Annotated in this window: 18 protein-coding genes and 4 tRNA genes; all 22 read left to right on the top strand. The window is 63.5% G+C overall.

The window, feature by feature from the left end; genetic code table 11:
• Positions 1-65 precede the first annotated feature (65 nt).
• The 22 genes from ACM0PY_RS17440 (at position 66) to rplW (ending at position 22,443) form a co-directional block, all read left to right on the top strand.
• The gene (locus ACM0PY_RS17440; RefSeq protein WP_180885492.1) at positions 66-1,082 is read left to right on the top strand and encodes an isoaspartyl peptidase/L-asparaginase family protein; all 1,017 of its coding nucleotides are present in this window, start codon (positions 66-68) and stop codon (positions 1,080-1,082) included.
• A gap of 137 nt (positions 1,083-1,219) precedes the next feature.
• Positions 1,220-1,305: transfer RNA gene (locus ACM0PY_RS17435), tRNA-Tyr, on the top strand.
• A 24-nt stretch (positions 1,306-1,329) separates the two neighbouring features.
• Positions 1,330-1,403: transfer RNA gene (locus ACM0PY_RS17430), tRNA-Gly, on the top strand.
• Positions 1,404-1,452: 49 nt separating this feature from the next.
• A tRNA-Thr gene (locus tag ACM0PY_RS17425) sits at positions 1,453-1,528 on the top strand.
• Between the two features lie 41 nt (positions 1,529-1,569).
• Complete coding sequence (gene tuf, locus ACM0PY_RS17420; RefSeq protein WP_065178958.1) at positions 1,570-2,760, top strand: elongation factor Tu; 1,191 nt, start codon at positions 1,570-1,572, stop codon at positions 2,758-2,760.
• A gap of 102 nt (positions 2,761-2,862) precedes the next feature.
• A tRNA-Trp gene (locus ACM0PY_RS17415) sits at positions 2,863-2,938 on the top strand.
• A gap of 49 nt (positions 2,939-2,987) precedes the next feature.
• Positions 2,988-3,401, top strand: a complete 414-nt coding sequence (gene secE, locus ACM0PY_RS17410) for a preprotein translocase subunit SecE (RefSeq protein ID WP_004145202.1) — start codon at positions 2,988-2,990, stop codon at positions 3,399-3,401.
• Positions 3,402-3,411: 10 nt separating this feature from the next.
• Positions 3,412-3,972 (top strand): transcription termination/antitermination protein NusG, encoded by a 561-nt coding sequence (nusG, locus tag ACM0PY_RS17405; protein ID WP_004154362.1) that lies wholly within the window; start codon positions 3,412-3,414, stop codon positions 3,970-3,972.
• A gap of 299 nt (positions 3,973-4,271) precedes the next feature.
• Positions 4,272-4,700: a 50S ribosomal protein L11 gene (rplK, locus tag ACM0PY_RS17400; RefSeq protein WP_004145248.1), complete on the top strand. Its 429-nt coding sequence runs from the start codon at positions 4,272-4,274 to the stop codon at positions 4,698-4,700.
• Between the two features lie 4 nt (positions 4,701-4,704).
• Positions 4,705-5,403, top strand: a complete 699-nt coding sequence (rplA, locus tag ACM0PY_RS17395) for a 50S ribosomal protein L1 (RefSeq protein WP_005415407.1) — start codon at positions 4,705-4,707, stop codon at positions 5,401-5,403.
• Between the two features lie 386 nt (positions 5,404-5,789).
• Positions 5,790-6,326: a 50S ribosomal protein L10 gene (gene rplJ, locus ACM0PY_RS17390; protein WP_010480377.1), complete on the top strand. Its 537-nt coding sequence runs from the start codon at positions 5,790-5,792 to the stop codon at positions 6,324-6,326.
• 63 nt (positions 6,327-6,389) lie between these two features.
• Positions 6,390-6,758 carry a 50S ribosomal protein L7/L12 gene (gene rplL / locus ACM0PY_RS17385; protein ID WP_005415408.1) on the top strand — a complete coding sequence of 123 codons (369 nt, stop codon included), beginning with the start codon at positions 6,390-6,392 and terminating at the stop codon, positions 6,756-6,758.
• 328 nt (positions 6,759-7,086) lie between these two features.
• Positions 7,087-11,241: a DNA-directed RNA polymerase subunit beta gene (gene rpoB, locus ACM0PY_RS17380; protein WP_005415409.1), complete on the top strand. Its 4,155-nt coding sequence runs from the start codon at positions 7,087-7,089 to the stop codon at positions 11,239-11,241.
• A gap of 87 nt (positions 11,242-11,328) precedes the next feature.
• On the top strand, positions 11,329-15,552 hold the full coding sequence (gene rpoC / locus ACM0PY_RS17375; RefSeq protein WP_061480645.1) for a DNA-directed RNA polymerase subunit beta': 4,224 nt from the start codon (positions 11,329-11,331) through the stop codon (positions 15,550-15,552).
• 284 nt (positions 15,553-15,836) lie between these two features.
• Entirely contained in the window at positions 15,837-16,211 is a 375-nt protein-coding gene (gene rpsL / locus ACM0PY_RS17370) for a 30S ribosomal protein S12 (protein ID WP_004145320.1), read from the top strand.
• Between the two features lie 12 nt (positions 16,212-16,223).
• Positions 16,224-16,697, top strand: a complete 474-nt coding sequence (gene rpsG, locus ACM0PY_RS17365; protein ID WP_004145321.1) for a 30S ribosomal protein S7 — start codon at positions 16,224-16,226, stop codon at positions 16,695-16,697.
• A 141-nt stretch (positions 16,698-16,838) separates the two neighbouring features.
• Positions 16,839-18,980, top strand: coding sequence for an elongation factor G (gene fusA / locus ACM0PY_RS17360; RefSeq protein WP_072167920.1), 2,142 nt, complete (start codon positions 16,839-16,841; stop codon positions 18,978-18,980).
• Between the two features lie 52 nt (positions 18,981-19,032).
• Positions 19,033-20,223 carry an elongation factor Tu gene (tuf, locus tag ACM0PY_RS17355; RefSeq protein WP_049416993.1) on the top strand — a complete coding sequence of 397 codons (1,191 nt, stop codon included), beginning with the start codon at positions 19,033-19,035 and terminating at the stop codon, positions 20,221-20,223.
• A gap of 332 nt (positions 20,224-20,555) precedes the next feature.
• A complete protein-coding gene (gene rpsJ / locus ACM0PY_RS17350; RefSeq protein WP_005408208.1) occupies positions 20,556-20,867 on the top strand; it encodes a 30S ribosomal protein S10 in 312 nt (103 codons plus the stop codon).
• An 11-nt stretch (positions 20,868-20,878) separates the two neighbouring features.
• On the top strand, positions 20,879-21,529 hold the full coding sequence (rplC, locus tag ACM0PY_RS17345) for a 50S ribosomal protein L3 (protein ID WP_004145336.1): 651 nt from the start codon (positions 20,879-20,881) through the stop codon (positions 21,527-21,529).
• Positions 21,530-21,541: 12 nt separating this feature from the next.
• On the top strand, positions 21,542-22,147 hold the full coding sequence (gene rplD / locus ACM0PY_RS17340; RefSeq protein ID WP_005415412.1) for a 50S ribosomal protein L4: 606 nt from the start codon (positions 21,542-21,544) through the stop codon (positions 22,145-22,147).
• On the top strand, positions 22,144-22,443 hold the full coding sequence (rplW, locus tag ACM0PY_RS17335; RefSeq protein WP_004145338.1) for a 50S ribosomal protein L23: 300 nt from the start codon (positions 22,144-22,146) through the stop codon (positions 22,441-22,443). The genes rplD and rplW overlap by 4 nt, the downstream gene beginning before the upstream one ends.
• Positions 22,444-22,449: the final 6 nt, after the last annotated feature.

The following is a 22,449-nucleotide window of genomic DNA, read 5'->3' as shown; positions in this document are numbered from 1 at the left end:
GGCCCCGCCCCGCGGCCGGCACTACCGGTGCAATCCTTTCACTACACCTGCTGGAGATGTACCCGATGAAACTGCGCCTGGTGCTGTCCGCGCTGCTGTCCCTGCCGTTGTTTGCCCAGGCCGCCCCGGCCGCCTCGCCGTTGCTGGTCATCCACGGCGGTGCCGGTGTCGAGCGCAAGGACCTGTCGCCGGCTGAAGAGAAGGCTGCGCGCGACGCGTTGCGCGCGGCGCTGCTGAAGGGCCATGCCGAACTGGCGGCCGGTCGCCCGGCGCTTGCAGCCGTCACTGCGGCAATCACCGTGCTGGAGGACGATCCGACCTTCAACGCCGGCAAGGGCGCGGTGTTCACCCATGACGGCCACAACGAACTGGATGCCGCAGTGATGGATGGCGCCACCCTGGCTGCAGGTGCGGTGGCCGGCGTGCAGCGGGTGCGCAACCCGATCCTGCTGGCCCAGGCCGTGATGCAGAAGTCCAGGCACGTGATGATGGTCGGGCAGGGTGCCGAGGCATTCGCGGTGGAGCAGGGCATCGGCCTGGTCGATCCATCCTACTTCCGTACCGACAAGCGCTGGCAGCAACTGCAGCGCGCATTGAAGGAAGAGGCCAGTGGCCAGGCGCACGCCGACCTGCAGACCGCAAGGCACTTCGGCACGGTGGGCGCGGTTGCGCTGGATGCGCAGGGGCAGCTTGCTGCCGGCACCTCCACCGGTGGCATGACCAACAAGCGCTATGGCCGTGTGGGCGATTCGCCGATCATCGGTGCCGGTACCTGGGCCGACGCGGGCTGCGCGGTATCGGGCACCGGGTGGGGCGAGTACTACATCCGGACTGCGGCCGCGCACGAGATCTGTGCGCGCATGCGCTACCAGCGGCAGACGCCGGAGCAGGCCGGCAAGGGCGTGATCAACGAGATGATTCCGAAGATGGGCGGCGACGGCGGCGCGATCGTGCTTGCCGCAGACGGAAAAATGGCCATGCCGTTCAACACCCAGGGCATGTATCGGGGCTGGATCGGCGCCGATGGCGTCCCCCATGTCGCAATTTTCGCCAGCGAGACCCTGCCGGTCCCTGGGCAATAACCTTGCGTATCAATGGGTTTGCGACAACGTGTGAAAAAGATGGAAAAAAGCGTTGACAGCCCCCCGCCTGATCAGCAGAATAAGCGGCTCACCACCACACACCGCAACGCTTCGGCGGCAACGGGTTGGGGTGGTAAGGAGGGATACCCAAGCGGCCAACGGGGGCAGACTGTAAATCTGCTGGCTTACGCCTTCGGTGGTTCGAATCCACCTCCCTCCACCAGTTTCACGTTGTGACATTCCCGGCGCGGGAGTAGTTCAATGGTAGAACCTCAGCCTTCCAAGCTGATGGTGCGGGTTCGATTCCCGTCTCCCGCTCCATTGAATGAACTTTGAATATTATCGAGTTCATGTCATAATGCAAAACTCGGCTCACGTAGCTCAGTCGGTAGAGCACTTCCTTGGTAAGGAAGAGGTCGAAGGTTCGATTCCTTTCGTGAGCACCATCTCAAGCATCACCTCTCAGACGAATTCGAGATAAGCAGCCATGGCCAAGGGTAAGTTCGAGCGCACCAAGCCGCACGTCAACGTCGGCACCATCGGTCACGTCGACCACGGCAAGACCACGCTGACCGCCGCACTGACCAAGATCGGTGCCGAGCGCTTCGGTGGCGAGTTCAAGGACTACTCCTCGATCGACGCCGCGCCGGAAGAAAAGGCGCGTGGCATCACGATCTCGACCGCGCACGTCGAATACGAATCCCCGACCCGTCACTACGCCCACGTCGACTGCCCGGGCCACGCTGACTACGTCAAGAACATGATCACCGGTGCCGCCCAGATGGACGGTGCGATCCTGGTGTGCTCGGCTGCTGACGGCCCGATGCCGCAGACCCGTGAGCACATCCTGCTGTCGCGCCAGGTCGGCGTGCCGTACATCGTCGTGTTCCTGAACAAGGCCGACATGGTGGACGACGCCGAGCTGCTCGAGCTGGTCGAGATGGAAGTGCGCGAGCTGCTGAGCAAGTACGAGTTCCCGGGCGACGACACCCCGATCATCGCCGGTTCGGCCCGTCTGGCGCTGGAAGGCGACCAGAGCGACATCGGCGTGCCGGCCATCCTGAAGCTGGTCGACGCGCTGGACAGCTGGATTCCGGAGCCGGAGCGTGCGATCGACAAGCCGTTCCTGATGCCGGTGGAAGACGTGTTCTCGATCTCGGGCCGCGGCACCGTGGTGACCGGTCGTATCGAGCGCGGCGTGATCAAGGTTGGCGACGAAATCGAAATCGTCGGCATCCGTCCGGTGCAGAAGACCACCGTGACCGGCGTTGAAATGTTCCGCAAGCTGCTGGACCAGGGTCAGGCAGGCGACAACGCTGGTCTGCTGCTGCGCGGCACCAAGCGTGACGACGTCGAGCGTGGCCAGGTGCTGGCCAAGCCGGGCACGATCAAGCCGCACACCAAGTTCGAAGGCGAAGTGTACGTCCTGTCGAAGGACGAGGGCGGCCGCCACACCCCGTTCTTCAACGGCTACCGTCCGCAGTTCTACTTCCGCACCACCGACATCACCGGCGCCGCCAAGCTGCCGGAAGGCGTCGAAATGGTGATGCCGGGTGACAACGTCAAGATGGAAGTCACCCTGATCAACCCGGTGGCCATGGACGAAGGCCTGCGCTTCGCCATCCGCGAAGGTGGCCGTACCGTCGGCGCCGGCGTGGTCTCGAAGATCATCGAGTAAGCCTGCAGTGCCGGTGGTTGCATAGCGCCGCCGGTTACGCGAATGGCGGGCCGGGAACCTCGGTCCGCCTTCGCCGTCTAAGGGAAGGCAAGTTTTCAACGTACGCCAGTAGCTCAATTGGCAGAGCAGCGGTCTCCAAAACCGCAGGTTGGGGGTTCGAGTCCCTCCTGGCGTGCCATCTGCCCACCTTATCCAGCGGCCTGGGCCGCTAAAGCAGACACAGCCGGATGAATAGCAAGATCGAACACTCCAAGGACAACTCCGCCAACGGTGGAGATATCGTCAAGTATGTCGCCGCATCGCTGCTGGTGCTGGCCGGTCTGTTCGTCTGGTTCTGGTTCTCCGCCGACTCCGGTCGCGCCGCCCAGCTGGGTGCGTGGGCGGGTCAGCTGCGTGCATTGGCGGTCGTGGTCGGTCTGGTTGGCGGTATCGGCGTGTTCATGCTGACCGGCAAGGGGCGCGACACCCGCGAATTCCTCTCCGAGTCGCGCTTCGAACTGCGCAAGGTGGTCTGGCCGACGCGCCAGGAAGCCGTCCGCATGACCTGGGTCGTGATCGTCGTGGTGCTCATCCTCAGTCTTCTGCTGGGTGGCTTCGACTTCCTGATCCAGAAACTGACTCAGTGGTTCCTGAGCCGCTAAGGAGAATTGCATGAAGCGTTGGTACGTCGTTCACGCCTATTCGGGCTTCGAGAAGTCGGTGGCGCAGGCTCTGCGCGATCGCATCGTCCGTGACGGCATGGAAGAGCGCTTCGGCGACGTCCTGGTCCCGACCGAGGAAGTGGTCGAGATGCGCGCCGGCCAGAAGCGCCGTTCCGAGCGCAAGTTCTTCCCGGGTTACGTGCTGGTCCAGATCGAGACCCACGAGGAAGCCGGCATTCCGCGCATCGACAACGAAAGCTGGCATCTGGTCAAGGAAACCCCGCGGGTCATGGGCTTCATCGGCGGCACCGCCGATCGTCCGCTGCCGATCGCCGATTCCGAGGCCGAAGCCATCCTGAACCGCGTTCAGGAAGGTGTCGAGAAGCCGCGTCCGAAGGTGCTGTTCGAGCCGGGCCAGATGGTCCGCGTCACCGACGGTCCGTTCAACGATTTCAATGGCGTCGTCGAAGAAGTCAACTACGAGAAGAGCCGTCTGCGCGTCTCGGTGCTGATCTTCGGTCGTGCCACTCCGGTCGAGCTGGAGTTCGGCCAGGTCGAAAAGGCCGTCTGACCTGTCCTGTCGAGTCGAGCCATGCTCGACTCCGGGGTCTGGATGGTGCGGTAGTCGGGCATGGCTCGACTCTCCAGAGGGAACCGGGCCTGGCCCGGTTCCGTTCGTTTACCTGCCGCTTCAGGCATGTGAAGAAAAAACCTGTTATAGTGCGCGGCTCCCCGCTGGGGAAGCCAGCAGGACGAGGCCGCCGCAAGGTGGCCTTCAGCATGATTTCAAAACGCGATGCCGGGACGCGTGATTCCCGGTCCGATGGGGAGCCTGTTGTCGAAAGGCGCTAGCACCCGGAGAGCACTCACATGGCAAAGAAAGTTGTCGGTTACATCAAGCTGCAGGTGAAGGCCGGTCAGGCCAACCCCTCGCCGCCGGTCGGTCCTGCGCTGGGTCAGCGTGGCCTGAACATCATGGAATTCTGCAAGGCGTTCAACGCTGCCACGCAGAAGCTCGAGCCGGGTCTGCCGGTTCCGGTGATCATCACGGCCTACTCGGACCGTACGTTCACCTTCATCACCAAGAGCACCCCGGCTACCACCCTGCTGAAGAAGGCCGCTGGCATCTCGTCGGGCTCCAAGCGCCCGAACACCGAGAAGGTCGGCAAGGTCACCCGTAAGCAGCTGGAAGAGATCGCCAAGGCGAAGGAACCGGATCTGACTGCCGCCGACCTGGACGCCGCCGTGCGTACCATCGCTGGCTCTGCCCGTTCCATGGGCCTCGTGGTGGAGGGTTAATAAGATGGCACAGACCAAGCGTGAGAAGGCCATCAAGGCCGCCGTCGTTCCGGGCAAGGCATACGCCTTCGAGGACGCGATCAACATCCTGAAGACCGCCACCAAGGCCAAGTTCGTCGAGTCGATCGACGTCGCTGTGCGCCTGGGCGTCGATGCGAAGAAGTCCGACCAGCAGGTCCGTGGCTCCACCGTGCTGCCGGCCGGTACCGGCAAGTCGGTCCGCGTCGCCGTGTTCGCTCCGGCCGGTGCCAAGGCTGACGAAGCCCTGGCTGCTGGCGCCGACGCCGTCGGTATGGATGACCTGGCCGAGAAGATGCAGGCCGGCGATCTGAACTACGACGTCGTCATCGCGACCCCGGACGCCATGCGCGTCGTCGGTAAGCTGGGCACCGTGCTGGGCCCGCGCGGCCTGATGCCGAACCCGAAGGTCGGCACCGTTTCCCCGAACCCGGGTGAAGCCGTGAAGAACGCCAAGTCGGGTCAGGTCCGTTACCGCACCGACAAGGCCGGCATCATCCACTGCACCATCGGCAAGGCCGACTTCGCCGAAGACGCGCTGAAGTCGAACCTGACCGCGCTGCTGCTGGACCTGATCAAGGCCAAGCCGGCCACCTCGAAGGGCACCTACCTGCAGAAGGTTTCGGTCAGCTCGACGATGGGCCCGGGCGTCACCGTCGACCAGTCGTCGCTGACCCTGAAGTAATTGTTTCAAGCGGTCACGGTGCCCCGGGTGCCGTGACCGTGACATTTGAAGGCATCGCTGGCAGTTCATCACCCGCGGTAGCCGTCAAAGACCGCAGGCGCGGTCGTGGCAATACCGGCGACGGGCATGGAAGCTCGATCTGGCAAGGAGTCGCCGCCGGAGCAGTCAGGAGCGCTTAATCGATTCCCCGGAATCACCCTGCGTAGATGGTGCCCTTCTGGAGTTTTTCTGGTTCACGCACGTCTGGGTTTCCCAGGTTGGCCCACTCCAGGTCTAGAACGGCCCACCCCCGGAACATCATCCCGATGTTCCCGGCGTCCAGGATGGATGCCGCACAGGACCGCACACGGCAGGAGCCGTAAGCGGAGTTCAATAGGAGGAGTGCAATGGCTCTCAATCTGTCCCAGAAGCAAGAAGTAGTCGCCGAGCTGGCAGACGTCGCCGCCAAGGCCCACTCCTTGATCGCAGCCGAATACGCTGGCACCACGGTCGCCCAGATGACCGCGATGCGCAAGCAGGCTCGTGAAACCGGTGTTTTCTTGAAGGTTGTCAAGAACACCCTGGCTTCGCGCGCCGTTGAAGGCACCGAGTTCGCAGTCGCCCAGGACCAGATGGTTGGTCCGCTGCTGTACGCGTTCTCGCTCGAGGAGCCCGGCGCTGCCGGTCGCCTGATCAAGGAAGCCGCCAAGGGCAACGACAAGCTGAAAGCTAAGGTCGTCGCCATCGGTGGCGAAGTGTTCCCGGCAAGCCACGTCGAAGTGCTGGCCTCGCTGCCGACCCGCGACCAGGCCCTGGCCATGCTGGCCCGCGTCCTGACCGAGCCGGTCACGATGTTTGCCCGCGCCATCAAGGCCGTTGGCGAGAAGCAGGGTGGTGGCGATGTCGCCGCTGACGCTGCCGAGCCGGCCGCCGAGACCGCCTGAGTTTCGACTTACCGTGGTTCCTGACGGAACCTCAATCCAGAAAATCATCCAAAGGTATTAATCATGTCCCTTACCAACGAACAGATCGTCGACGCCATCGCCGAGAAGTCCCTGATGGAAGTGATGGAGCTGGTCAAGGCCATCGAAGAGAAGTTCGGCGTCTCCGCCGCTGCTCCGGTTGCCGTGGCTGCTGCCGCTGGCCCGGCTGCTGCTGTTGAAGAGCAGACCGAATTCGTCGTCACCCTGAAGACTGCCGGCGAGAAGAAGGTCGAAGTCATCAAGGCCGTCCGCGCCATCACCGGCCTGGGCCTGAAGGAAGCGAAGGACCTGGCCGAAGCCGGCGGCGTCCTGAAGGACAACGCTTCGAAGGAAGAAGCCGAGAAGATGAAGAAGGACCTGGAAGCTGCTGGCGCGACTGTCGAAGTCAAGTAAGCAGTTACCTTGCATCGTCACCGATTCGCGGCGATGCAGCCAAGGCTGGGGGCGTAAGCCCCCGGCCTTTGGTCGTTGTTGCGGTGTTGTAGATCCGCGCCATGCGTGGATGTGAAAAAAGCAGGAAAAAGCCCAACACGGGCTGCAGTCAAACCCCGGCAGGCCAGCGCCGAGCGCGGCAGCGGGGGAGTGGTAGCAGACGAGTTGGCAGTTGGAAGTAGCGGGAGAAGGCGTGCTGGTGCCGGCAATACCAGCGACTTCCAACTGACAATTTCAAGTTCCCTTCGGATCGTGGGCGCACGATCCGCACAACAAGGTGGAAGACCTCATGACGTCCTATTCGTTCACCGAAAAAAAGCGTATCCGCAAGGATTTCGGCAAGCAGCGCTCGATTCTCGAAGTGCCGTTCCTGCTCGCCATCCAGGTGGATTCCTATCGTGAATTCCTGCAGGAAAACGTCGATCCGGCCAAGCGCACGGACCACGGCCTGCACGCTGCGCTGAAGTCGGTCTTCCCGATCGCCAGCTACAGCGGCAACGCTGCCCTGGAATACGTCGGCTACAAGCTGGGCGAACCGGTCTTCGACGAGCGTGAGTGCCGCCAGCGCGGCATGAGCTACGGCGCCCCGCTGCGCGTGACCGTGCGCCTGGTGATCTACGACCGTGAGTCGTCGACCAAGGCCATCAAGTACGTGAAGGAGCAGGAGGTCTATCTGGGCGAAATCCCGCTGATGACCGAGAACGGCACCTTCATCGTCAACGGCACCGAGCGCGTCATCGTCTCCCAGCTGCACCGCTCGCCGGGCGTGTTCTTCGACCACGACCGTGGCAAGACCCACAGCTCGGGCAAGCTGCTGTACAGCGCCCGCATCATTCCCTACCGCGGCTCCTGGCTGGACTTCGAGTTCGACCCGAAGGACGCGCTGTTCACCCGTATCGACCGCCGCCGCAAGCTGCCGGTGTCGATCCTGCTGCGCGCGCTCGGCTACAGCAACGAAGAGATGCTGGCCGAGTTCTTCGAGATCAACACCTTCCACATCAACCCGGATGAAGGCGTCCAGCTGGAGCTGGTGCCGGAGCGCCTGCGTGGCGAGACCCTGGGCTTCGACCTCGCCGACGGCGACAAGGTCATCGTGGAAGCCGGCAAGCGCATCACCGCGCGCCACATCAAGCAGCTGGAAGCCTCGGGCATCGCCGCCCTGGCCGTGCCGGACGACTACATCGTCGGCCGCATCCTGTCGCACGACGTGGTCGATGCCTCGACCGGCGAACTGCTGGCCCAGGCCAACGACGAGATCACGGACGAGCAGCTGCAGGCCTTCCGCAAGGCCGGTGTGGATGCCGTGGGCACCCTGTGGGTGAACGACCTGGATCGTGGCCCGTACCTGTCCAACACCCTGCGTATCGACCCGACCAAGACCCAGCTGGAAGCCCTGGTCGAGATCTACCGCATGATGCGTCCGGGCGAGCCGCCGACCAAGGATGCCGCGCAGAACCTGTTCCACAACCTGTTCTTCACCTTCGAGCGCTACGACCTGTCCGCGGTCGGCCGCATGAAGTTCAACCGTCGCGTGGGCCGCAAGGAAACCACCGGCGAAGCCGTGCTGTACGACAGCAAGTACTTCGGCGAGCGCAACGACGAAGAGTCCAAGCGCCTGGTCGCTGCCCACGGCGAAAGCTCCGACATCCTGGACGTGATCAAGGTCCTGACCGAGATCCGCAACGGTCGCGGCGTGGTCGACGACATCGATCACCTGGGCAACCGTCGCGTGCGTTCGGTCGGCGAAATGGCTGAGAACGTGTTCCGCGTTGGCCTGGTCCGCGTCGAGCGTGCGGTCAAGGAGCGCCTGTCGATGGCCGAGTCGGAAGGCCTGACCCCGCAGGAACTGATCAACGCCAAGCCGGTCGCCGCTGCCATCAAGGAGTTCTTCGGCTCCTCGCAGCTGTCGCAGTTCATGGACCAGAACAACCCGCTGTCGGAGGTGACCCACAAGCGTCGCGTCTCGGCCCTGGGCCCGGGCGGCCTGACCCGTGAGCGCGCCGGCTTCGAAGTGCGCGACGTGCACCCGACCCATTACGGCCGCGTCTGCACCATCGAAACCCCGGAAGGCCCGAACATCGGCCTGATCAACTCGCTGGCCGTGTACGCCCGCACCAACAAGTACGGTTTCCTCGAGACCCCGTACCGCAAGGTCGTGGACGGCAAGGTCTATGACGAAGTCGAGTTCCTGTCGGCCATTGAAGAGAACGAGTACGTCATTGCGCAGGCCAACGCGCTGACCGACGCCAAGGGCACCCTGACCGAGCAGTTCGTTCCGTGCCGCTTCCAGGGCGAATCGCTGCTGAAGCCGCCGGCGGAAGTCCACTTCATGGACGTTTCGCCGATGCAGACCGTCTCGATCGCGGCCGCGCTGGTTCCGTTCCTGGAGCACGATGACGCGAACCGCGCACTGATGGGCGCCAACATGCAGCGTCAGGCCGTGCCGACCCTGCGTTCGCAGAAGCCGCTGGTCGGTACCGGCATCGAGCGCGCCGTGGCGCGTGACTCGGGTGTGACCGTGAACGCCCGTCGTGGTGGTGAGATCGTGCAGATCGACGCCGCCCGCATCGTGGTCAAGGTCAATGAGGAAGAGATCGTTGGCGCCACCGACGCCGGCGTGGACATCTACAACCTGGTCAAGTACACCCGGTCGAACCAGAACACCTGCATCAACCAGCGTCCGCTGGTCCAGGTGGGTGACGTCATCGCCCGCGGTGACGTGCTGGCCGACGGTCCGTCCACCGACATCGGCGAGCTGGCCCTGGGCCAGAACATGCTGATCGCGTTCATGCCGTGGAACGGCTACAACTTCGAAGACTCCATCCTGCTCTCCGAGCGCGTGGTGGAAGAGGATCGCTACACCACGATCCACATCGAAGAGCTGACCTGCGTCGCGCGTGACACCAAGCTGGGGCCGGAGGAAATCTCCGCCGACATCCCGAACGTCTCCGAGCAGGCGCTGAACCGCCTGGACGAGAGCGGCGTGGTGTACATCGGTGCCGAAGTGCGCGCCGGCGACATCCTGGTCGGCAAGGTCACCCCGAAGGGCGAAAGCCAGCTGACCCCGGAAGAGAAGCTGCTGCGCGCGATCTTCGGCGAGAAGGCTTCGGACGTTAAGGACAGCTCGCTGCGCGTTCCGCCGGGCATGGACGGCACCGTCATCGACGTGCAGGTCTTCACCCGCGACGGCATCGAGAAGGACAAGCGCGCGCGCCAGATCGAAGAGTCCGAAATCAAGCGCGTCAAGAAGGACTTCGATGACCAGTTCCGCATCCTGGAAGCGGCCATCTACATGCGTCTGCGTTCGCAGATCGTGGGCAAGGTGGTCAATGGTGGCGCTGGCCTGAAGAAGGGTGACGTGATCACCGATGCCTTCCTCGACGGCCTGAAGAAGTCTGACTGGTTCGCCCTGCGCATGAAGGACGAGGACGCCTCGGAAGCCATCGAGCGCGCCCAGAAGCAGATCCAGGCGCACGAGAAGGAATTCGAGCGTCGCTTCGCCGACAAGCGCGGCAAGATCACCGCGGGCGACGACCTCGCCCCGGGCGTGCTGAAGATGGTCAAGGTGTTCCTGGCGGTGAAGCGCCGCATCCAGCCGGGTGACAAGATGGCAGGCCGCCACGGCAACAAGGGTGTGGTGTCCAACGTGGTGCCGGTCGAGGACATGCCGTACATGGCCTCGGGCGAGACCGTGGACATCGTGCTGAACCCGCTGGGCGTGCCGTCGCGTATGAACATCGGCCAGATCCTGGAAGTGCACCTGGGCTGGGCCGCCAAGGGCCTGGGTCGCAAGATCCAGGCGATGCTGGAAGCCCAGGCCGCGGTGGCCGACCTGCGCAAGTTCCTGGACGACATCTACAACCACGACGACACCAACGTGGCCAACCGTGTCGACCTGTCGCAGTTCAGCGACGAGGAACTGCTGCGCCTGGCCCGCAACCTGACCGACGGCGTGCCGATGGCCACCCCGGTCTTCGACGGCGCCACCGAAGCGGAAATCAAGCGCATGCTGGAACTGGCCGACCTGCCGAGCAGTGGCCAGACCCAGTTGTACGACGGCCGCACCGGTGAAGCCTTCGACCGCCATACCACCGTCGGTTACATGCACTACCTGAAGCTGAACCACCTGGTCGACGACAAGATGCACGCCCGTTCGACCGGTCCGTACTCGCTCGTCACCCAGCAGCCGCTGGGCGGCAAGGCGCAGTTCGGCGGCCAGCGCTTCGGTGAAATGGAAGTCTGGGCGCTGGAAGCCTACGGCGCGGCCTACACCTTGCAGGAAATGCTGACGGTGAAATCCGATGACGTGCAGGGCCGCAACCAGATGTACAAGAACATCGTCGACGGCGAACACGAGATGGTCGCGGGCATGCCGGAATCCTTCAACGTGCTCGTGAAGGAAATCCGCTCGCTGGCCATCAACATGGAACTGGAAGACAACTGATCCATGCCGGCGCGGCGGTCCGCCGCCGCGCCGCTGGCAGTGAACTGAAAGCCCATCGACACAGCATTCCTCCTTCTGGAGAACACCATGAAAGACCTGCTCAACCTCTTCAACCAGCAGCGCCAGACGCTGGACTTCGACGCGATCAAGATCGCGCTGGCCTCGCCGGACCTGATCCGTTCGTGGTCCTTCGGCGAAGTGAAGAAGCCGGAAACCATCAACTACCGTACCTTCAAGCCGGAACGCGACGGCCTGTTCTGCGCCGCCATCTTCGGCCCGGTGAAGGACTACGAGTGCCTGTGCGGCAAGTACAAGCGCATGAAGCACCGCGGCGTGGTCTGCGAAAAGTGCGGCACCGAAGTGACCCTGGCCAAGGTGCGTCGTGAGCGCATGGGCCACATCGACCTGGCGTCGCCGGTCGCGCACATCTGGTTCCTGAAGTCGCTGCCGTCGCGCATTGGCCTGATGCTGGACATGACCCTGCGCGACATCGAGCGCGTGCTGTACTTCGAAGCGTACGTGGTGACCGAGCCGGGCCTGACCGCTCTGGAGCGCCGCCAGCTGCTGACCGAAGAACAGTACCTGCAGGCCCGCCAGGAGCACGGCGACGACTTCGACGCCGCCATGGGCGCCGAGGCCGTCTACGAACTGCTGCGCACGATCGACCTGCAGTCGGAGATGACCCGCCTGCGCGAGGAAATCGCTGCTACCGGTTCGGAAACCAAGCTCAAGCGCCTCACCAAGCGCATCAAGCTGATCGAAGCCTTCCTGGAATCGGGCAACCGTCCGGAATGGATGGTCATGACCGTGCTGCCGGTGCTGCCGCCGGACCTGCGTCCGCTGGTTCCGCTGGATGGCGGCCGCTTCGCGACCTCCGACCTGAACGACCTGTACCGCCGCGTCATCAACCGCAACAACCGCCTGCGCCGCCTGCTCGAACTGAGCGCGCCGGACATCATCGTGCGCAATGAAAAGCGCATGCTGCAGGAATCGGTCGATGCGCTGCTGGACAACGGCCGTCGCGGCCGTGCCATCACCGGCACCAACAAGCGCCCGCTGAAGTCGCTGGCCGATATGATCAAGGGCAAGCAGGGCCGCTTCCGCCAGAACCTGCTCGGCAAGCGCGTCGACTACTCGGGCCGTTCGGTCATCGTGGTCGGCCCGTACCTGCGCCTGCACCAGTGCGGCCTGCCGAAGAAGATGGCGCTTGAGCTGTTCAAGCCGTTCGTCTTCGCCAAGCTGCAGCGTCGTGGCCTGGCCACCACCATCAAGGCCGCCAAGAAGCTGGTCGAGCGCGAAGAAGCCGAAGTCTGGGACATCCTGGAAGAGGTCATCCGCGAGCATCCGGTGATGCTGAACCGTGCGCCGACCCTGCACCGCCTGGGCATCCAGGCGTTCGAGCCGGTACTGATCGAGGGCAAGGCCATCCAGCTACACCCGCTGGTCTGCACCGCGTTCAACGCCGACTTCGACGGTGACCAGATGGCCGTCCACGTGCCGCTCTCGCTGGAAGCCCAGCTGGAAGCGCGTGCGCTGATGATGTCGACCAACAACATCCTGTCGCCGGCCAACGGCGAGCCGATCATCGTGCCGTCGCAGGACGTCGTGCTGGGTCTGTACTACATGACCCGCTCGCTGGAGAACAAGAAGGGCGAGGGCATGGCCTTCGCCAACATCGCCGAAGTCAAGCGCGCCTACGACAACCGCGTGGTGGAACTGCACGCCAAGGTCAAGGTCCGCATCACCGAGGTGGTGACCGACGAAGACGGCAACAAGCAGAACAAGACCTCGATCGTGGACACCACGATCGGTCGCGCCCTGCTGGCTGAAATCCTGCCGGAAGGCCTGCCGTTCGCGCTGGCCAATGTCGAGCTGACCAAGAAGAACATCAGCCGCCTGATCAACTCCAGCTACCGCCAGCTCGGCCTGAAGGACACGGTCGTGTTCGCCGACAAGCTGATGTACACCGGCTTCGCCTATGCGACCCGCGCCGGCGTCTCGATCGGCATCGACGACATGCTGATCCCGGACGAGAAGAAGGGCATCCTCACCGAGGCCGAAGCCGAAGTGCTGGAAATCCAGGAGCAGTACCAGTCGGGCCTGGTCACCGCCGGCGAGCGCTACAACAAGGTGGTCGACATCTGGTCGCGCACCAACGAGCGCATCGCCAAGGCGATGATGGACACCATCGGTACCGAGAAGGTCGTCAATGCCAAGGGCGAGACCATCGACCAGAAGTCGATGAACTCGCTGTACATCATGGCCGACTCCGGTGCGCGTGGTTCGCAGGCGCAGATCCGTCAGCTGGCCGGCATGCGTGGCCTGATGGCCCGCCCGGACGGCTCGATCATCGAGACGCCCATCAAGGCGAACTTCCGCGAAGGCCTGAACGTGCAGGAGTACTTCAACTCCACCCACGGTGCCCGTAAGGGTCTGGCCGATACCGCGCTGAAGACCGCGAACTCGGGTTACCTGACCCGTCGCCTGGTCGACGTGGCGCAGGACGTGGTGATCACCGAAGTGGATTGCGGTACCACCGAAGGCCTGATCATGACCCCGATCGTGGAAGGCGGCGACGTGGTCGAGCCGCTGAAGGATCGCGTGCTGGGCCGCGTGGTTGCCGAGGACGTGTTCCTGCCGGGCAACGACGAAGATCCGATCGTCACCCGCAACACCCTGCTGGACGAAGCCTGGGTTGCCAAGCTGGAAGATGCCGGCGTGCAGACCATCAAGGTCCGCTCGACCATCTCCTGTGAATCGGCCTTCGGTGTCTGCTCGCGCTGCTACGGCCGCGACCTGGCGCGGGGCCACCTGGTCAACATCGGTGAAGCGGTCGGCGTCATCGCCGCCCAGTCCATCGGTGAGCCGGGTACCCAGCTGACCATGCGTACGTTCCACATCGGTGGTGCGGCGTCGCGAGCTGCTGCGGTCGACAACATCACCGTCAAGACCACCGGCTCGGTCAAGTTCAGCAACCTCAAGTCCGTGGAGCACGCCAACGGCTCGTTGGTGGCGGTGTCGCGCTCGGGCGAAATCTCGGTGCTCGATGCGCACGGCCGTGAGCGTGAGCGTTACAAGCTGCCGTACGGTGCGACCATCACGTCCAAGGACGGTGATGCGATCAAGGCTGGCCAGACCGTGGCCAACTGGGATCCGCATAACCACCCGATCGTGTCGGAAGTGGCCGGCTTCATCCGCTTCATCGACTTCGTCGACGGCGTCACCGTCATCGAGAAGACCGACGAGCTGACCGGCCTGGCCTCGCGCGAAATCACCGATCCGAAGCGTCGTGGTACCCAGGCCAAGGACCTGCGCCCGATCGTGCGCATCGTCGACGCCAAGGGCAACGACCTGTCGATCCCGGGCACCGACCTGCCGGCGCAGTACCTGCTGCCGCCGCGTTCGATCGTCAACCTGCAGGACGGCGCCCCGGTGGGCGTGGGCGACGTCGTCGCCAAGATCCCGCAGGAAGCGTCGAAGACCCGCGACATCACCGGTGGTCTGCCGCGCGTGGCCGACCTGTTCGAAGCGCGCAAGCCGAAGGATCCGGCGGTGCTGGCCGAGCGTTCGGGCATCATCAGCTTCGGCAAGGACACCAAGGGCAAGCAGCGCCTGATCATCAAGGACACTGATGGTTCGGAGCACGAAGAGCTGATCCCGAAGTACCGCCAGGTCATCGTGTTCGAAGGCGAGCATGTCACCAAGGGTGAAACCATCGTGGACGGTGAGCCGAGCCCGCAGGACATCCTGCGCCTGCTGGGTGTCGAGCCGCTGGCTGCCTACCTGGTCAAGGAAATCCAGGACGTGTACCGCCTGCAGGGCGTGAAGATCAACGACAAGCACATCGAGGTGATCACCCGCCAGATGCTGCGCAAGGTCGAGATCACCGACCAGGGCAGCAGCAAGTTCCTGAACGGCGAACAGGTGGAGCGCCAGCGCGTTATCGAGGAGAATGCGCGCCTGTCGACCCGCAACGAACTGCCGGCGCGCTTCGATCCGGTCCTGCTGGGTATCACCAAGGCCTCGCTGGCGACCGAATCGTTCATCTCGGCGGCCTCCTTCCAGGAGACCACCCGAGTGCTGACCGAGGCTGCCGTCCGCGGTACCAAGGACAACCTGCGTGGCCTGAAGGAAAACGTCATCGTCGGCCGCCTGATTCCGGCCGGTACCGGCCTGTCCTACCACAGCAGCCGCCGTCGCGGCGCTTCCGGTCTCACCGACTCGGAAATGCAGACCCTGGCCGGCACCCCGGCTGCGGTCGAGTCCCCGGTGGTTGAAGCCGAAGCTGAACAGGCCTCGGGCGAAGAATGAGGTATCCGGTCCGGCCGCAAGGCCGGACCACCCCGTCGGTCCATCGATGGGATTGGGAAAGGGCAGGGGAGATCGTCCGCGATCGACCCAGCCAACCTGAACGGGGTACATGGAGGCCCCCCAGTAACGTCCCGGGATCAGGGACGGGCTTGACAGGAGGCGTTTGACTGCTTTCCTTGCAGGTTGCTACAATCGTCTGTCTCAGCAGGCCAAAATTTCGGCCTGCTTTAACATTTCCGCATCTCTGGCCGGATTTTCCGGCCACCAATCAGAAGAACCTACTGATGGCGACGATCAACCAGCTGGTCCGCAAGCCGCGGCAAGCGACCACCTACAAGAGTGCCTCGCCGGCGCTCGACAAGTGCCCGCAGCGCCGTGGCGTCTGCACCCGTGTCTACACCACCACTCCGAAGAAGCCGAACTCGGCTCTGCGCAAGGTTGCCAAGGTCCGCCTGACCAACCAGGAAGAAGTGATTTCCTACATCGGTGGTGAAGGCCACAACCTGCAGGAGCACTCCGTGGTCCTGATCCGCGGCGGTCGCGTCAAGGACCTGCCGGGTGTGCGTTACCACACCGTTCGTGGCTCGCTCGACGCCGCCGGCGTTGCCAAGCGTCGCCAGGCCCGTTCCAAGTACGGCGCCAAGCGTCCGAAGGCATAAGGAGAGAGCACTATGTCGCGTAAGGGTAATACTCCGCAGCGTTCCGTCCTGCCCGATCCGAAGCACGGAAGCGAAACCATCGCCCGTTTCATCAACATGGTCATGCAGAGCGGCAAGAAGTCCGTCGCCGAAAAGATCGTGTACGGCGCCATGGACGTGATCACCGAGAAGAACAGCAGCGCCAACGCCATTGAACTGGTGCAGAAGGCTCTGGACAACGTCGCTCCGGCGGTCGAAGTCAAGTCGCGCCGCGTCGGTGGTGCCACCTACCAGGTGCCGGTCGAAGTGCGTTCGTCGCGCAAGATGGCCCTGGCCATGCGCTGGCTGATCGACTCCGCGCGCAAGCGTGGTGAGAACACCATGCCGAAGAAGCTGGCTGCTGAACTGATCGACGCCTCGGAAAACCGCGGCGGCGCCATCAAGAAGCGCGAAGAAACCCACCGCATGGCCGAAGCCAACAAGGCATTCGCGCACTACCGCTGGTGAGTTTGACGGCCTTGTAAAACAGGCAGGGCAGCACCACTTCGGTGCGTGCTGCCTCGCGGTCCCAGAAGGACTGCGCCAATCCGAAGGCCGCCGAAAGGCGGCGTTCGGCCATCCGAAATCCAAGAAATCTGAGAGGCTCCCGTGGCCCGTTCCACTCCCATCGAGCGTTACCGTAACTTCGGCATCATGGCTCACATCGATGCCGGCAAGACCACCACGTCCGAGCGCATCCTGTTCTACACCGGCAAGAGCCACAAGATCGGTGAAGTGCACGACGGCGCCGCCACCATGGACTGGATGGAGCAGGAGCAGGAGCGTGGCATCACGATCCAGTCCGCTGCCACCACCGCGTTCTGGAAGGGCATGGACAAGTCCCTGCCGGAGCACCGCTTCAACATCATCGACACCCCCGGGCACGTCGACTTCACCATCGAAGTGGAGCGTTCGCTGCGCGTGCTCGACGGTGCCGTCTTCGTCCTGTGCGCCGTCGGTGGCGTGCAGCCGCAGTCGGAAACCGTGTGGCGCCAGGCAAACAAGTACCACGTGCCGCGCATCGCGTTCGTCAACAAGATGGACCGCACCGGTGCCAACTTCCAGAAGGTCGTCGGCCAGCTGAAGGCCAAGCTGGGTGCGGTTGCCGTGCCGATGCAGCTTCCGATCGGCGCTGAGGACAACTTCAAGGGCGTCGTCGACCTGCTGAAGATGAAGGCCATCCACTGGGATGAAGCTTCGCAGGGCATGAAGTTCGAATACAGCGACATCCCGGCCGAACTGCAGGGCCCGGCTGAAGAGGCTCGCCAGTTCATGGTCGAGACCGCTGCCGAAGCCAGCGAAGAGCTGATGGAGAAGTACCTGGGCGGCGAAGAGCTGGCCGAGGCTGAAATCATCAACGCCCTGCGTACCCGCACCCTGGCCACCGAGATCGTGCCGATGTACTGCGGCTCGGCCTTCAAGAACAAGGGCGTGCAGGCCATGCTGGACGGCGTGATCCAGCTGCTGCCGTCGCCGGTCGACGTGCCGGACGTGAAGGGCGTGGACGTTGACGACGACACCGTCGAAATGACCCGCAAGTCGGACGACAAGGCTCCGTTCTCGTCGCTGGCCTTCAAGATCATCACCGACCCGTTCGTCGGCGCGCTGACCTTCTTCCGTGTCTACTCGGGCACCCTGAACGGTGGCGACACCGTGCTGAACTCGGTGAAGGGCAAGAAGGAGCGCATCGGCCGCATCCTGCAGATGCACTCGAACAACCGCGAGGAAATCAAGGAAGTTCTGGCTGGTGACATCGCCGCTGCCGTGGGCCTGAAGGACACCACCACCGGTGACACCCTGTGCGCCGTGGACGCCCCGATCATCCTGGAGCGCATGACGTTCCCGGAGCCGGTGATCTCGATGGCCGTCGAGCCGAAGACCAAGTCGGACCAGGAAAAGATGGGCCTGGCCCTGGGCCGCCTGGCACAGGAAGATCCGTCGTTCCGCGTCAAGACCGACGAAGAGTCCGGCCAGACCATCATCTCGGGCATGGGCGAGCTGCACCTGGACATCATCGTTGACCGCCTGAAGCGCGAGTTCAACGTTGAAGCCAACGTCGGCGCGCCGCAGGTGGCCTACCGCGAAACCATCACCCTGGCCGACGTCAAGTCGGACTACAAGCACGCCAAGCAGTCCGGTGGTAAGGGTCAGTACGGTCACGTCGTGATCGAGCTGTCGCCGATCACCGCTGCCGACCGTGCCGATCCGAAGATCGCTCCGATGATCAAGGACGACTTCCTGTTCATCAACGACATCACCGGCGGCGTGATCCCGAAGGAATTCATCCCGTCGGTCGAGAAGGGCCTGCGCGAAACCATCACCAGCGGCCCGCTGGCTGGCTTCCCGGTCGTGGACGTCAAGGTGAAGCTGGTGTTCGGTTCGTACCACGACGTCGACTCCTCGGAAATGGCGTTCAAGCTGGCTTCGTCGATGGCCTTCAAGCAGGGCTTCGCCAAGGCCAAGCCGGTGCTGCTGGAGCCGATCATGAAGGTCGAGATCGTGACCCCGGAGGATTACCAGGGTGACGTGATGGGCGACGTCAGCCGTCGTCGCGGCGTGCTGCAGGGTTCCGACACCACCGGTGACGGTTCGGCCAGCATCATCAACGCGATGATCCCGCTGGGTGAAATGTTCGGCTACGCCACTGCGCTGCGTTCGCAGACCCAGGGCCGCGCCACCTTCACCATGGAATTCGATCACTACGAGCCGGCTCCGAGCAACATCGCCGAAGCCGTCATGAAGAAGGGCTGAGCCTCGCTCAGCCTCTCTTGAAACCACTTACGAACAATCAAGGTATAGAACAATGGCAAAGGGTAAGTTCGAACGCACCAAGCCGCACGTCAACGTCGGCACCATCGGTCACGTCGACCACGGCAAGACCACGCTGACCGCCGCACTGACCAAGATCGGTGCCGAGCGCTTCGGTGGCGAGTTCAAGGACTACTCCTCGATCGACGCCGCGCCGGAAGAAAAGGCGCGTGGCATCACGATCTCGACCGCGCACGTCGAATACGAATCCCCGATCCGTCACTACGCCCACGTTGACTGCCCGGGCCACGCTGACTACGTCAAGAACATGATCACCGGTGCCGCCCAGATGGACGGCGCGATCCTGGTGTGCTCGGCCGCTGACGGCCCGATGCCGCAGACCCGTGAGCACATCCTGCTGTCGCGCCAGGTCGGCGTGCCGTACATCGTCGTGTTCCTGAACAAGGCCGACATGGTGGACGACGCCGAGCTGCTCGAGCTGGTCGAGATGGAAGTGCGCGAGCTGCTGAGCAAGTACGAGTTCCCGGGCGACGACACCCCGATCATCGCCGGTTCGGCCCGTCTGGCGCTGGAAGGCGACCAGAGCGACATCGGCGTGCCGGCCATCCTGAAGCTGGTCGACGCGCTGGACAGCTGGATTCCGGAGCCGGAGCGTGCGATCGACAAGCCGTTCCTGATGCCGGTGGAAGACGTGTTCTCGATCTCGGGCCGCGGCACCGTGGTGACCGGTCGTATCGAGCGCGGCGTGATCAAGGTTGGCGACGAAATCGAAATCGTCGGCATCCGTCCGGTGCAGAAGACCACCGTGACCGGCGTTGAAATGTTCCGCAAGCTGCTGGACCAGGGTCAGGCAGGCGACAACGCTGGCCTGCTGCTGCGCGGCACCAAGCGTGACGACGTCGAGCGTGGCCAGGTGCTGGCCAAGCCGGGCACGATCAAGCCGCACACCAAGTTCGAAGGCGAAGTGTACGTCCTGTCGAAGGACGAGGGCGGCCGCCACACCCCGTTCTTCAACGGCTACCGTCCGCAGTTCTACTTCCGCACCACCGACATCACCGGCGCCGCCAAGCTGCCGGAAGGCGTCGAAATGGTGATGCCGGGTGACAACGTCAAGATGGAAGTCACCCTGATCAACCCGGTGGCCATGGACGAAGGCCTGCGCTTCGCCATCCGCGAAGGTGGCCGTACCGTCGGCGCCGGCGTGGTCTCGAAGATCATCGAGTAATCTGGTAGTATCTGCGCCCCGATGTTGCCTGGGTAGGGCATCGGGGCGTATCAAATGGGAAAGCAGGCACAGGATGTGCCTTGTGTTCCCCGGACCAGGAAGGGTCAATGCCATTCAGGCGGCGTCAACAGGTGACTGTTGACAGCTGCCTTGCGTGCCATTATGCTTCTACGTCTGGGCAGGCCGGGTAACTGGTCTGCCTACGTTTTTGAGGTCCACGGATTGACCTTGGCGGCCTGCAGGACTGCGGGCCGTCCGTATTCAGGAATTTCATGGGGCAAAGCAACCCAGAGGCTTTGTCTGTCGCTCTTTTAACGAAGGAACCTACCGCCATGGCGGACCAAAAGATCCGGATCCGGCTGAAAGCGTTCGATCATCGTCTGATCGACCGTTCGGCCAGCGAGATCGTTGAAACGGCAAAGCGGACCGGCGCGCAAGTGCGTGGCCCGATCCCGCTGCCGACCAAGATCGAGCGTTACACCGTTCTCGTTTCCCCGCACGTCGACAAGGACGCGCGTGACCAGTACGAGACCCGCACGCACAAGCGCGTGCTCGATATCGTTGACCCGAATGACAAGACCGTGGACGCGCTGATGAAGCTCGAACTGGCTGCCGGCGTCGACGTTCAGATCAAGCTGACCTGAGGACTACGACCATGACGAAGAAGTATTCGTTGGGCTTCGTGGGCCGCAAGGCCGGCATGAGCCGCGTGTTCACTGAAGATGGCCGCTCCATCCCGGTGACCCTGATCGAAGCAACCCCGAACCGCATCGCGCAGATCAAGACCGTCGAAACCGACGGCTACAGCGCCGTGCAGGTGACCGTCGGCGCGCGTCGCGCTGCCCTGGTCAACAAGCCGGAAGCCGGCCACTTCGCCAAGGCGAAGGTGGAAGCGGGTCGTGGCCTGTGGGAATTCCGCGTTGAAGACGCGCAGCTCGGCGATTTCGCCGTTGGCGGCGAAGTCAAGGCGGACATCTTCGAAGTCGGCCAGATCGTCGACGTCCAGGGTGTCACCAAGGGTAAGGGCTTCCAGGGCACCATCAAGCGCCACAACTTCCGTATGGGCGATGCAACCCACGGTAACTCGCTGTCGCATCGCGCGCCGGGTTCGCTGGGTCAGCGCCAGACCCCGGGTCGCGTTTTCCCGGGCAAGAAGATGTCGGGCCACATGGGCGCGGTGCAGCAGAGCACCCAGAACCTGGAAGTGGTCAAGGTCGACGTCGAGCGCGGTCTGATCGCGGTTCGCGGCGCCGTTCCGGGCGCGGCGGGTGGCGATGTGATCGTCCGTCCGGCGAGCAAGGCATAAGGAGAGATGACGATGGAACTCGTTATCACGGGTAGCAACAACAAGGTCTCGGTCTCCGAAGCCGTGTTCGGTCGCGATTTCAGCGAAGATCTGGTCCACCAGGTCGTCGTTGCTTACCGCAACGCCGGTCGCGCCGGCACCAAGGCACAGAAGACTCGCTCCGAAGTGGCTGGTACCACCAAGAAGTCGAAGAAGCAGAAGGGCGGCGGCGCGCGTCATGGCGCACTGACGGCTCCGATCTTCGTCGGCGGCGGTGTCACCTTCGCGGCCAAGCCGCGCAGCTTCGAGCAGAAGGTCAATCGCAAGCAGTACCGTGCCGCCATGTGCGCGATCCTGTCCGAGCTGAACCGTCAGGGCCGTCTGACCATCGTGGAGGCCTTCGACGTCGAAGCCACCAGCACGAAGGGTCTGATCGCCAAGCTGGCCGGCCTGGAAGTGGGCAAGCGCCCGCTGATCGTCACCGAGGAAGCGTCCGAGCACCTGTACCTGTCCGCCCGCAATCTGCCGTACGTGCAGGTGCGTGACGTGCAGGGTCTGGACCCGGTCTCGCTGGTGGGTGCCGACACGGTCGTCATCACCGCTGACGCGGTCAAGAAGGTCGAGGAGTGGCTGGCATGAACAGCAACGAAAAAATCTTCAGCGTGCTGCGTGCCCCGCGTGTCTCGGAAAAGACCGCGCGCCTGCAGGAACTCTCCAATCAGTATGTCTTCGAAGTTTCGAACGAAGCCACCAAGGCCGATGTAAAGGCCGCGGTTGAGCAGCTGTTCGACGTCAAGGTCGAAGCCGTCAACGTGGTCAACGTCAAGGGCAAGAACAAGTCCTTCCGTAACCGTGCTGGCCGCCGCGGCGATTGGCGCAAGGCGTACGTTCGCCTGGCCGACGGCCAGTCGATCGATGTAACGGCCAAGGCCTGAGGTACA

Origin of the sequence: Stenotrophomonas sp. BR163 (genome assembly GCF_047520985.2) — a bacterium.
GTDB classification, from domain to species: domain Bacteria; phylum Pseudomonadota; class Gammaproteobacteria; order Xanthomonadales; family Xanthomonadaceae; genus Stenotrophomonas; species Stenotrophomonas sepilia.
Note: the sequence above shows the minus strand (reverse complement) of the source record. Positions and strands in the feature narration are given on the sequence as shown.